This is a genomic window from Klebsiella sp. 28, from assembly GCF_018223905.1.
Classification (GTDB): domain Bacteria; phylum Pseudomonadota; class Gammaproteobacteria; order Enterobacterales; family Enterobacteriaceae; genus Klebsiella; species Klebsiella pneumoniae.
The window spans coordinates 1-11,790 of sequence record NZ_JAGRQY010000095.1 but is presented as its reverse complement, the minus strand read 5'-3'; the positions used below and the strand labels follow the sequence as shown (position 1 = coordinate 11,790).

At 58.4% G+C, this 11,790-nt stretch carries 9 protein-coding genes and 1 pseudogene; 6 read left to right on the top strand and 4 right to left on the bottom strand.

Going from position 1 to position 11,790, the window contains the following annotated elements; translation table 11 throughout:
• Positions 1–1,041 (top strand): Fe(2+) transporter permease subunit FeoB (gene feoB / locus KHQ28_RS16855; RefSeq protein ID WP_211777638.1); only part of this gene is annotated, 1,041 nt, incomplete at its 5' end.
• 9 nt (positions 1,042–1,050) lie between these two features.
• Positions 1,051–1,290, top strand: a complete 240-nt coding sequence (gene feoC / locus KHQ28_RS16850; RefSeq protein ID WP_002920509.1) for a [Fe-S]-dependent transcriptional repressor FeoC — start codon at positions 1,051–1,053, stop codon at positions 1,288–1,290.
• Between the two features lie 88 nt (positions 1,291–1,378).
• Here feoC and KHQ28_RS16845 read toward each other — a convergent pair whose 3' ends face one another.
• Positions 1,379–1,648 carry a YdgH/BhsA/McbA-like domain containing protein gene (locus KHQ28_RS16845; RefSeq protein ID WP_002920510.1) on the bottom strand — a complete coding sequence of 90 codons (270 nt, stop codon included), beginning with the start codon at positions 1,646–1,648 and terminating at the stop codon, positions 1,379–1,381.
• A 120-nt stretch (positions 1,649–1,768) separates the two neighbouring features.
• The gene (gene bioH / locus KHQ28_RS16840; RefSeq protein ID WP_004174021.1) at positions 1,769–2,542 is read right to left on the bottom strand and encodes a pimeloyl-ACP methyl ester esterase BioH; all 774 of its coding nucleotides are present in this window, start codon (positions 2,540–2,542) and stop codon (positions 1,769–1,771) included.
• Between the two features lie 38 nt (positions 2,543–2,580).
• Between bioH and gntX the strand changes: the two genes are divergently transcribed.
• The 3 genes from gntX to gntT all read left to right on the top strand — a co-directional run bounded on the left by gntX (position 2,581) and on the right by gntT (position 5,542).
• Positions 2,581–3,255: a DNA utilization protein GntX gene (gene gntX / locus KHQ28_RS16835; protein WP_032418309.1), complete on the top strand. Its 675-nt coding sequence runs from the start codon at positions 2,581–2,583 to the stop codon at positions 3,253–3,255.
• A gap of 58 nt (positions 3,256–3,313) precedes the next feature.
• Entirely contained in the window at positions 3,314–3,889 is a 576-nt protein-coding gene (gene nfuA / locus KHQ28_RS16830) for a Fe-S biogenesis protein NfuA (protein WP_002920540.1), read from the top strand.
• A gap of 336 nt (positions 3,890–4,225) precedes the next feature.
• A complete protein-coding gene (gene gntT, locus KHQ28_RS16825; RefSeq protein ID WP_002920542.1) occupies positions 4,226–5,542 on the top strand; it encodes a gluconate transporter in 1,317 nt (438 codons plus the stop codon).
• Positions 5,543–5,644: 102 nt separating this feature from the next.
• Here gntT and malQ read toward each other — a convergent pair whose 3' ends face one another.
• Entirely contained in the window at positions 5,645–7,738 is a 2,094-nt protein-coding gene (malQ, locus tag KHQ28_RS16820) for a 4-alpha-glucanotransferase (RefSeq protein WP_002920543.1), read from the bottom strand.
• 10 nt (positions 7,739–7,748) lie between these two features.
• The gene (gene malP / locus KHQ28_RS16815) at positions 7,749–10,139 is read right to left on the bottom strand and encodes a maltodextrin phosphorylase (protein ID WP_004151407.1); all 2,391 of its coding nucleotides are present in this window, start codon (positions 10,137–10,139) and stop codon (positions 7,749–7,751) included.
• Positions 10,140–10,763: 624 nt separating this feature from the next.
• On the opposite strand from malP, the pseudogene malT reads away from it, so the two are divergent.
• Positions 10,764–11,771: pseudogene (gene malT, locus KHQ28_RS16810) on the top strand (HTH-type transcriptional regulator MalT); the annotation flags it as partial.
• Positions 11,772–11,790: the final 19 nt, after the last annotated feature.

Genomic DNA, 11,790 nt, shown 5'->3' with positions numbered 1-11,790 from the left:
GCGCCGTTTATGTCCTGCGGCGCGCGGCTGGCGATCTTCGCCGTCTTCGCGGCCGCCTTCTTTGGGCAGAACGGCGCGCTGGCGGTCTTCTCGCTCTATGTGCTGGGCATTGTGATGGCCATCCTCACCGGCCTGATGCTGAAGCACACCATTATGCGCGGCGAAGCCTCGCCGTTCGTGATGGAGCTGCCGGTGTACCACGTCCCGCATATCAAGAGCCTGATTATCCAGACCTGGCAGCGCCTGAAAGGCTTTGTGCTGCGCGCCGGGAAGGTGATCGTCATCGTCAGCATCTTCCTCAGCGCGCTGAACAGCTTCTCACTGAGCGGTAAGGTCGTCGACAACATCAACGACTCCGCGCTGGCCTCGGTGAGCCGGGTCATTACGCCGGTGTTTAAACCGATCGGCGTGCATGAAGATAACTGGCAGGCCACCGTCGGCCTGTTTACCGGCGCGATGGCGAAAGAGGTGGTAGTGGGTACGCTGAACACCCTCTATACCGCCGAAGATATCCAGAATGAGGAATTCAATCCGCAGACCTTCAGCCTCGGCGAAGAACTGCTCGCCGCCGTCGATGAGACATGGCAGGGACTGAAAGACACCTTCAGCCTCAGCGTCCTGGCCAACCCCATCGAAGCCAGCAAAGGCGATGGCGAAATGGCCACCGGCGCCATGGGGGTGATGGGCAGTAAATTTGGCAGCGCGGCGGCGGCATACAGCTACCTGATCTTCGTCCTGCTCTATATTCCCTGCATCTCGGTGATGGGCGCCATCGCCCGCGAATCAAGCCGCGGCTGGATGACCTTCTCCATCCTGTGGGGGCTGAATATCGCCTATTCGCTCTCGACGCTCTATTACCAGACCGTTAGCTTTAGCGATCACCCGCGCTACAGTCTGGTGTGTATCCTGGCGGTAGTGTTGTTCAACGTGGTGCTCTTCGGCCTGTTGCGCCGGGCGCGCAGCCGGGTGGACGTCTCGCTGCTGGCCACGCGAAAAACGCCGGCCTCCTGCTGTTCCAGCCCGGCTGGCGATTGCCACTAAGGAGGGACTGTGGCGTCGTTAATGGAAGTCCGCGATATGCTGGCCCTGCAGGGCCGCATGGAGGCGAAACAGCTCAGTGCTCGCCTGCAGACGCCTCAGCCGCTGATTGACGCCATGCTTGAGCGAATGGAAGCCATGGGTAAGGTGGTCCGGATCAGCGAAACGAGCGAGGGCTGCCTCTCCGGCAGCTGTAAAAGTTGCCCTGAAGGGAAAGCGGCGTGCCGGCAGGAGTGGTGGGCGCTACGATGAAAGGAGTAAGGCCAGGTCGCGCAACGAGGTAAAACGAGTAAGACAGCTATGAAAAACGGGCCAGCAGGCCCGTTTTCTTATGACTGGATTATTTATAAACGTCAGCGTTCGCGTGTACGGTTTTTTCGTTTTTCTGCCCGGCAATCACCACAAAGTATTTCCCACCCAGCTCATCGGCTTTTTTCGACAGATCGCGTCGGGCGTCCATCGGCGACGTCGTCCTGGAGGTCGTAATGCTACCGACCTTGGTCAGATTCATCTTCGCCACGTCTTCTTTTTGGATCTCTTTCGCGGCGAATGCGCCGAAAGAGAGGGTGCCTATCACCAGAGATGCAACCATTCCTGTAACAAGTTTCATAGCCTCTACTCTCCATAAGGTTGTTATTGTAGGTCACGGTGGCGGATTGAAATAATCAACCACCGTAACAACCTAAGTATTGCTAGGAATGGCCCTTTTACCATGGCGCGGCAAAAAAAATTACCCCAGCCGCGTCTTCAGCGCCAGCAGCGGCTCGCAGAAGGCCGCGGGATGGGAAACAAACGGCGCATGCGCGGCCTTATCGAAGAGGATTGACTCGCTTTCCGGCCACAGGTCATCCAGCAACGGGACGATCTTGCGCGGCACCAGTCCATCCAGCCGGCCATACAGCCGCAGAAACGGCATCGGCAGCCTGACCAGCGCCTGACGCAGATCGACGGTTCTGAGGATCTCCAGTCCGCCATTCAGCGCCTCGGCGGAAGGCATCGGCAGCGAGAGCACCGCCTGCTTTAACGCCCGCGCATCCTGACGCGCGCTCTCTGTGCCCATGGTTTGCAGGGCGAGGAATCGCTCGACGGTGCGCTGGAAATCGTCGCTCAGCTGCTGCTGAAATCCGGCCAGCACCTCGGGCTTGATGCCGGGCCAGTCGTCACGAGCCGCGAAACAGGGGGAAGAGGCAACCGTCACCAGCGCCTGCACGCGTTCCGGACGCATAATCGCGACCTGGCTGGCCACCAGCCCGCCCAGGCTCCAGCCCAGCCACACCGCCTGTGGAGGGGCCTGCTCCAGCACCCGCTGCGCCATCGCCTCCAGCGACATCGCCCCAAACCCGCCGCTGCGGCCATAGCCCGGCAGATCCACCAGGTGGAGGGTAAAATGCGAAGCCAGCTGCGGCGTGATGCAATCCCATACCTGAGCGTTCAGCCCCCAGCCGTGCAGCAGCACAAGATGACAATCTCCTTCGCCGATTGTTTGCCACCAGATGTCGTTCATCCGTTACCGTTCTCTTTTTACTGGACAGAAGGCCAAATATGCTAACAGCACACAGCTTATGCTGGCTATGCCAAATGCCGCTGGCAGTCGCCCGCTGGGGGATCTGCTCCCGCTGCAACCGCGCCCTGCTCGCCTGTCCCCCGCTCTGCCCGCAGTGCGGCCTGCCGGCGGCGGCATCCCGTCACCCCTGCGGCCGCTGCCTGCAAAAGCCGCCTCCCTGGCATCGGCTGGTGGCGGTCAATGACTATCGCCCGCCGCTGAGCGGTCTGGTGCAGCAGCTGAAGTTTCACCATCGCCCGGAGCTGGGCCCCGCCCTCGCGCGTCTGCTGCTGCAGCGCCTTCTGCAGCGTGACGATTTGCCGCCAGTAGACGCTCTGGTCGGCGTGCCGCTATGGCATCGCCGTCGCTGGCGCCGGGGTTATAATCAGTGCGACGAACTGTGCCGACCGTTAGCCCGCTGGCGAGGATGCGTCTGGCATCGCGAAGGCCTGACTCGCCAGCGAGCCGGCGCCGTCCAACATTCGCTCAATGCCCGCCAGCGCAGGCAGAACCTGAAAAATGCCTTTCAGCTTGAATTTGCCGTGCAGGGACTCCATATCGCTCTGGTGGATGATGTCGTCACGACCGGCAGCACCGTCGCCGAGATATCCCGCCTGCTTTTGCGAAACGGCGCCGCGACGGTTCAGGTATGGTGTTTGTGCCGTACCTTGTAGACCCCCGCTGATGGGCGTATTATAACCCAGTAAAATAGTCAACTATTAGGCCAACGCTATGATCCGTATTTCCGATGCTGCACAAGCGCACTTTGCCAAACTGCTGGCAAATCAGGAAGAAGGGACGCAAATTCGCGTATTTGTGATTAATCCCGGCACCCCAAACGCTGAGTGCGGCGTATCCTACTGCCCACCGGATGCGGTGGAAGACACCGACACGGCGCTGAAATTTGAACAGCTGACCGCCTATGTCGATGAGCTCAGCGCGCCCTATCTGGAAGACGCTGAAATTGATTTCGTCACTGACCAGCTCGGCTCGCAGCTGACGCTGAAAGCGCCGAACGCCAAAATGCGCAAAGTCTCTGACGATGCCCCGCTGATGGAGCGCGTCGAGTACCTGCTGCAGTCGCAGATTAATCCGCAGCTGGCAGGCCACGGCGGCCGCGTATCGCTGATGGAGATCACCGACGACGGTCTGGCTATCCTGCAGTTCGGCGGCGGATGCAACGGCTGCTCGATGGTCGACGTGACCCTGAAAGAAGGTATTGAAAAACAGCTGCTGAACGAGTTTCCGGAGCTGAAAGGGGTTCGCGATCTGACCGAGCATCAGCGCGGCGAGCACTCCTACTACTAAGCCCTTCCTCCGGCGGCACCCTGCCGCCGGTCCTCCCTGGCCCTTTCTGTGTTACCGCGCAACATCTCCCGCTAAATGACCGGCAAAAACCGGGGAAAGAGTATGACTTAAGTCTCATATTTAACATTTTCCCCCGTCAGGTGATTCTCAACCCTCACATGTTACCCGTATCATCCACTTCAGGCGCCACCGGCAAAAAAATAGCCAGCTATCCTTTCTCTGGGTAAGGATAATGCAAGCGTTTACGGTGCCAGACTATTTTGCTCCCTGACGGAGCGGATGCTCTACAGGTTCGAACTTTGACGTTACCCATAACAAATTAAGGCCAGGTAAATCATGCCATTAGTCATCGTTGCTATCGGGGTTGCCCTGTTGTTGCTGTTAATGATCCGTTTCAAAATGAACGGCTTCATTGCGCTGGTTCTGGTGGCGCTCGCCGTCGGATTAATGCAGGGTATGCCACTGGATAAAGTGATCGTCTCCATCAAAAACGGCGTTGGCGGCACCCTTGGCAGCCTCGCGCTGATCATGGGCTTCGGCGCTATGCTCGGTAAGCTGCTGGCAGACTGCGGCGGCGCCCAGCGTATCGCCACCACGCTTATCAATAAGTTCGGTAAGAAGCATATTCAGTGGGCGGTGGTCCTGACCGGCTTCACCGTTGGCTTCGCCCTGTTCTATGAAGTGGGCTTCGTGCTGATGCTGCCGCTGGTGTTCACCATCGCCGCCTCGGCCCGTATTCCGCTGCTGTACGTCGGCGTACCGATGGCAGCCGCGCTCTCCGTCACCCACGGCTTCCTGCCGCCGCATCCGGGTCCGACCGCGATCGCCACCATCTTCCATGCCGATATGGGCAAAACGCTGCTCTACGGCACCATTCTGGCTATCCCGACGGTTATCCTGGCGGGACCGGTGTTTGCGCGCTTCCTGAAAGGGATAGATAAGCCGATCCCGGAAGGCCTGCATAACCCGAAAGTGTTCACTGAAGAAGAGATGCCAGGCTTTGGCGTCAGCGTCTGGACCTCGCTGGTTCCGGTGATCCTGATGGCGATGCGCGCCGTGGCTGAGATGATCCTGCCGAAAGGCCACGCCTTCCTGCCAATTGCCGAGTTCTTCGGCGACCCGGTGATGGCCACCCTGATTGCGGTACTGATTGCCCTGTTCACCTTCGGTTTGAACCGCGGCCGCTCCATGGAGCAGATCAACGATACCCTGACCTCTTCGATCAAAATCATCGCCATGATGCTGTTGATTATCGGCGGCGGCGGCGCCTTCAAGCAGGTGCTGGTGGATAGCGGCATGGATAAATACATCGCCTCTATCATGCACGAATCGAACATGTCTCCGCTGTTTATGGCGTGGTCTATCGCCGCGGTGCTGCGTATCGCGCTGGGTTCGGCGACCGTAGCCGCCATCACCGCGGGCGGGATTGCCGCGCCGCTGATCGCCACCACCGGCGTCAGCCCGGAGCTGATGGTTATCGCCGTTGGCTCCGGCAGCGTTATCTTCTCCCATGTTAACGATCCGGGCTTCTGGCTGTTCAAAGAGTACTTTAACCTGACCATCGGCGAGACCATCAAGTCCTGGTCGGTGCTGGAAACCATTATCTCAGTCTGCGGCCTGGTGGGCTGTCTGCTGCTGGGGATGGTGGTGTAAGGTCACTCCCGCCACAGAAAAAGGCCGGTCCGCGTGAAGCGGGCCGGCCTTTTTTATCGGACATGCTCTTCGCCGCGCAGAGGAGCGCGCGGCAGGAAGTTATCAGGAGGCGGCTTTCTTGCTCGCCGCCTTGCGCCGTTTATCCAGATCCTTAATCAGCTTATTGACCCGTTCATCGGCAAACATCTGCTCCAGGGTGACGGACAGCTTCCGGCGCCAGTTCGGGTACTCGGTGCTGGTGCCCGGAATGTTAACCGGCGTCGCCATCTCCAGCCAGTCTTCCGGCTGCAGGCCCAGCAGGGCGCTGTTGCTGTCGGCAATATAACGCTGCATCCCCCGGTTGAGGATCCCCGTCATGCTCATCAGCGAGGCCTTATGGCCGGCGCGCTTGGGCAGACAGCCGTACTTATGCAGTGCGTCCAGCAGCCCTTGTTTCGCCAGCTCGCGGTCCTGGTACAGTCCGCGCAGCACCACCTCATCAGGATAGAGGCCCAGCGCTTTACCTAACGTCAGATCGCCGCTTTCCCAGTAGCCGCGGAGAGTGGGCAGGTCGTGCGTCGTCGCCACAGCCATTGATTGCTCCGGGTACAGCGCCGGCGCGCGGAACGTTTTCTCTGCATCACTCTCAAAATAGAGCACCTTATAAGAATAGACGCCGCTGTTGCGTAACTTGCTGACGATCTCCACCGGTACCGTGCCCAGATCTTCACCGATCACCATGCAGCGATGACGCTGGCTTTCCAGCGCCAGAAGCGACAGCAGATCGTCGACCGGATACTGAACGTAAGCGCCATGGTCGGCGGTTTCACCATACGGGATCCACCACAGACGCAGCACAGACATCACGTGATCGATGCGCAACGCGCCGCAGTTCTGCATATTAGCGCGCAGCAGGTCGATAAACGGCTCATAGGCGCGGGCGGCAATGATATGCGGATCCATCGGCGGCAGGCCCCAGTTCTGGCCCAGCGGGCCCAGAATATCCGGCGGCGCGCCTACGGATGCTTTCAGGCAGTACAGTTCACGATCGCACCAGGTTTCCGACCCGCCCTCGGCGACGCCCACCGCCAGGTCGCGGTAGAGGCCGATCGGCATGCCGTCACGCTGGCTGGTTTCCCAGCAGGCGGCAAACTGACTCCAGGCCAGCCACTGCAGCCAGAGATAGAAACTGACGTCATCCTCATGCTCAACGCAGAAGGCTTTCACCTCCGGGCTGTCGATATCCTGAAAGGCCTTCGGCCAGGCCGGCCAGCCCCAGCGCAGCGGGTCCTGTTGTACCTGCCAGGCGTGCAGCGCATCGAAAGCCGCCTGCCAGTAGAGGCTTTCCCCTTCGCGCAGAACAAACTCGCGGAACGCTGTCATCTGCTCATCTTCACGACGAGAGAATTGTTTCCATGCCATACGCAGCGCGGTCATTTTCAGCGTAGTGACGGCGGTATAATCCACATCGTCCGTTTCCCGCGCCGCCTGCAGTGCCTGCTGCGTTGCCGGAGACTGCCACCACGCCTGCGCCTCTTCGCTACGCTGGAAATCTTCAACCGCGTTGACGTCGATATAAATAACGTTCAGCCAGCGACGTGAAGACGGGCTATAGGGGCTGGCGCTCTCCGGGTTCGCCGGATAGAGGGCATGAATCGGGTTAAGGCCAATAAACGACCCGCCGCGGCGGGCGATTTCCGGCAGCATGGCCCGCAGATCGCCAAAATCGCCGATCCCCCAGTTTTTCTCGGAGCGCAGGGTATACAGCTGCACGCAGGTGCCCCACAGCTTTTTCCCCTCTTTCAGCGGCTGCGGCTCATAGCAGCGCGCTGGCGCGACGATAGTCCGGCAGTGCCAGCGCTCCCCCTCCTGGGTGAGGGTCAGGGAGTGGTACCCCTCCGGCAGTTTGGCCGGCAGCGGCAGCGTCTCGCCGCCGCGGGTTTTCCCTTGATACTGCTTACCGTCCTCAGTAGTCAGGATCCACTGATACTCACCGCGTCCTGCCACCGGCAGCGACATTTTTTTGCCGTGAGTGAAAATTTTCACGTTCGGCAGCGGGTTAACCGCCACTTTCGTGGCGGCGGTAGAGCGATGCATCGCATCCAGCAGGCGCTGTTTGGTGACAGCCGCGATAGACTGCGGCTTGCCGTGCGCGTTGATATAGCTGGGGCTGATGCCCGCCGCCAGCGCGGCATTATCGAGGCGTTTACTCTCCATAGGCCTTCCTTTAGCGTTTCGCCTGCCAGATACGTTGCTGATAATCGCGGATCGAGCGGTCGGAGCTGAACATGCCGCAGCGCGCGGTGTTGAGGATAGCCGCGCGGGTCCAGGCCTCCTCGTCGCGATACAGCTCATCTACCCGTTTTTGCGCCGCTACGTAGGCTTCGAAATCGGCCAGCACCAGGTACGGATCGCCGCCCTGCAGCAGGCTGTGCAGCATCTGATCGAAGGCATGCTTGTCGCCGTTGCTGTAGGTGCCGTTCTCCAGCTCCTTAAGCACCGCATCGAGCAGCTTGTCTTTTTTACGCCATTTCAGCGGATCGTAGCCTTTCGCTTTCAGGGCTTTCACCTCTTCAACCGTGTGGCCGAAGATAAAGATGTTCTCCTCGCCCACCTGCTCAGCGATTTCCACGTTAGCGCCATCCAGCGTCCCGACGGTCAGCGCGCCGTTCAGCGCCAGCTTCATGTTGCCGGTGCCAGAGGCTTCTTTACCCGCGGTGGAGATCTGCTCGGAGATATCCGCCGCCGGGATCAGTTTTTCTGCTGCCGATACACAATAGTCCGGCAGGAAGACCACCTTCAGCTTATCGCCGACTTTCGGGTCGTTGTTGATCGCTTCCGCTACCTTATTGATGGCAAAAATAATGTTTTTCGCCAGATAGTAGCCCGGCGCCGCTTTCGCGCCGAACAGGAAGACGCGCGGTACGCGGTCGGACTGCGGGTTTTCGCGGATCTCTTTGTACAGCGCAAGGATATGCAGCAGGTTAAGGTGCTGACGCTTATACTCGTGCAGACGTTTGATCTGGATATCGAAGATCGCCTGCGGGTTGATCTCAATCCCGGTACGCTGCTTCACAAACTCAGCCAGATGAACTTTGTTGGCCTGCTTGATATCGCGATAAGTCTGACGGAACGCCGCATCGTCAGCATATTTTTCCAGGTTGATCAGCTGGTCGAGGTCATTGGCCCACTCTTTTTTCAGCGTCTCATCCAGCAGCGAGGCCAGCGCCGGGTTGCACTGCTTGATCCAGCGGCGCGGCGTGATGCCGTTGGTCACGTTATGGAATTTGTTCGGCCACAGCTGGTTATATTCCGGGAACAGATCTTTTACCACCAGATCCGAGTGCAGCGCCGCCACGCCGTTGACAGCAAAACCGCCCACCACGCACATGTTGGCCATCCGAACCTGTTTGTCATGCACCACCGCCAGCTTCGCCCAGACCTGCTTATCGCCCGGCCAGGTTTTGTCCACCAGCTGTTTAAAGCGGTCGTTGATCTCTTTAATGATCTGCATATGGCGCGGCAGCAGCGCTTTCACCAGCTTCTCATCCCAGCATTCCAACGCTTCCGGCATCAGGGTGTGGTTGGTGTAAGCAAAGGTTTTGCTGGTGATCGCCCAGGCGTCGTCCCAGCTCAGCTGGTGCTCGTCAATCAGCACGCGCAGCAGCTCCGGGATGGCGATGGTCGGGTGCGTATCGTTCAGCTGGATCACTTCGTAATCCGCCAGCTCGGCCAGCTTGCGGCCTGCCAGATGATGACGGCGCAGGATATCGGCCACTGAGCAGGCGCACTGGAAGTACTGCTGCATCAGGCGCAGTTTTTTACCGGCCTGATGGTTGTCGTTCGGGTACAGCACCTTGGTCAGTTTTTCCGCGTCGATGCCCTGCTGCTCGGCGCGCAGGAAATCGCCATCGTTGAATTTGGTCAGGTTGAACGGATGAGCGTGTTTGGCCTGCCACAGACGCAGCGGCTGGGCGACGTTGTTGCGATAGCCAAGCACCGGCAGGTCCCAGGCTTCGCCGGTAATGACGAACGCCGGCTGCCATTCGCCGTTTTTGCTGACTTTCCCGCCGATACCTACCTGGACATCCAGCGCTTCGTTATGACGGAACCACGGGTAGCTGCTGCGCCCCCAGTCGTCAGGGGCTTCCATCTGCTGGCCATCGTCAAATGACTGGCGGAACAGGCCATACTGGTAGTTGAGACCGTAACCGGTCGCCGACTGCCCCACCGTCGCCATGGAGTCGAGGAAGCAGGCTGCCAGACGTCCCAGGCCGCCGTTACCCAGCGCCGGGTCAGTCTCTTCTTCCAGCAGATCGGTGAGGTTGACATCGTAGCCTTTCAGCGCGTCGCTGACGCCCTCGTACCAGCCCAGGTTGAGCAGGTTGTTGCCGGTCAGACGACCAATCAGAAACTCCATTGAGATGTAGTTAACGTGACGCTGTCCTTGCGCCGGTTTCGCTACCGGCTGCGCCGCCAGGAGTTCCGCCAGCGCTCCGCTGACTGCGCGCCACCATTGACGCTGTGTCATCTCGGAAGCGGACTGTAAACCAAAATGCTGCCACTGACGCGTCAGTGCAGCCTGAAACTGAGCTTTGTTAAATGTAGTCTGTGACATAATGAGATCCGGGTCCTTTACTAAAACGATGGCGCTAGTGTGCCGACCTCCCGATTCATCGTCCTCATCCTGACGGGGATTAGACAGGGAGGAGTGGCGGGGATGAGCGAAAAGTGTGATCCTGAACACTATAGTGTGGGTGAGAAGGCAAAAATATGCTGTAAAAATCACCGCGATATGACAATCGAGAGGTTACCTCCGGTAGCTAAAAATTTGTTACAGGCCAATACGCGTAAAAAATCTTCCAGTTCCTCGCCACGTTATTAACAAAATAAATAGAGGCCCCTGAAGAAATAAGCACCTTTCATCGCATTGACCCGCAAAAAAGATTACTTCTAAGAAATCGCTGACAATAATTTAATAAAAACAAACAACTACTCTTAGCGTAAAATAAATCTACCCACACTCCGCCAGCTACCGCCTGAAAACCGCGGCCGACCAGTCCTGCCTGCGATTTTTTCCCATTCTCAGCCAATGTCGAAATTTGTGACATAGAGCAAATTCAAGAGCATAAACTTCGGACATAACTTGCAATAAATTTCATAATCACCGACCTTATTAGATATTAATTACGAAGCGCAAAAAAAATCGCAACCTCTCTCTTGCACAGCGAAATGTAGAACTATGTTGATTCCGTCCAAATTAAGTCGTCCGGTCCGCCTTGAACACACTGTGGTTCGTGAGCGCTTACTGGCGAAACTTTCCGGCGCGAACAATTATCGTCTCGTGCTGATCACCAGTCCTGCCGGGTACGGTAAAACAACGCTCATTTCTCAGTGGGCCGCGGGTAAAAACGATCTTGGGTGGTTTTCGCTGGACGAAGGCGACAACCAGCAGGAGCGTTTTGCCAGCTATCTGATCGCGGCGATTCAGCAGGCTACCGGCAACCACTGCGCGGCCAGTGAAGCGATGGTGCAAAAACGCCAGTACGCCAGTCTCTCCTCTCTTTTTGCGCAGCTGTTTATTGAACTTGCCGACTGGCAGCGCCCGCTGTATCTCGTCATTGATGATTACCATCTGATCAATAATCCGGTGATCCATGATGCGATGCGCTTTTTCCTGCGCCATCAGCCGGAGAATATGACCCTGGTGGTCCTGTCGCGTAACCTGCCGCAGCTGGGCATTGCCAATCTGCGCGTCCGCGATCAGCTTCTGGAGATTGGCAGTCAGCAGCTGGCCTTTACCCACCAGGAGGCGAAACAATTTTTCGACTGTCGTCTGACATCGCCTATCGAAGCCGACGACAGTAGCCGGCTGTGCGACGATGTCGCCGGGTGGGCCACCGCGCTACAACTCATCGCCCTCTCCGCCCGCCAGAATAACTCCTCCGCCCAACACTCCGCCCGCCGCCTCGCCGGGATTAACGCCAGCCATCTGTCGGATTATCTGGTGGATGAAGTGCTGGATAACGTTGACGCCCGCACGCGCAACTTTTTGCTGAAGAGTTCTCTGCTGCGCTCAATGAACGACGCGTTAATCGTGCGCGTCACCGGCGAAGAGAATGGCCAGATGCAGCTGGAGGAGATCGAACGCCAGGGGCTGTTCCTGCAGCGGATGGATGATTCCGGCGAATGGTTCCGCTATCACCCGCTGTTTGGCAGCTTCCTGCGCCAGCGCTGTCAGTGGGAGCTGCCAAACAGCGGGTGATAGC

Excerpts from the sequence above, each read along its gene's own strand:
- malP (WP_004151407.1), bottom strand. The coding sequence starts at position 10,139 with ATGTCACAGACTACATTTAACAAAGCTCAGTTTCAGGCTGCACTGACG.
- bioH (WP_004174021.1), bottom strand. The coding sequence starts at position 2,542 with ATGAACGACATCTGGTGGCAAACAATCGGCGAAGGAGATTGTCATCTT.
- KHQ28_RS16845 (WP_002920510.1), bottom strand. The coding sequence starts at position 1,648 with ATGAAACTTGTTACAGGAATGGTTGCATCTCTGGTGATAGGCACCCTC.
- gntT (WP_002920542.1), top strand. The coding sequence starts at position 4,226 with ATGCCATTAGTCATCGTTGCTATCGGGGTTGCCCTGTTGTTGCTGTTA.
- malQ (WP_002920543.1), bottom strand. The coding sequence starts at position 7,738 with ATGGAGAGTAAACGCCTCGATAATGCCGCGCTGGCGGCGGGCATCAGC.
- nfuA (WP_002920540.1), top strand. The coding sequence starts at position 3,314 with ATGATCCGTATTTCCGATGCTGCACAAGCGCACTTTGCCAAACTGCTG.
- gntX (WP_032418309.1), top strand. The coding sequence starts at position 2,581 with ATGCTAACAGCACACAGCTTATGCTGGCTATGCCAAATGCCGCTGGCA.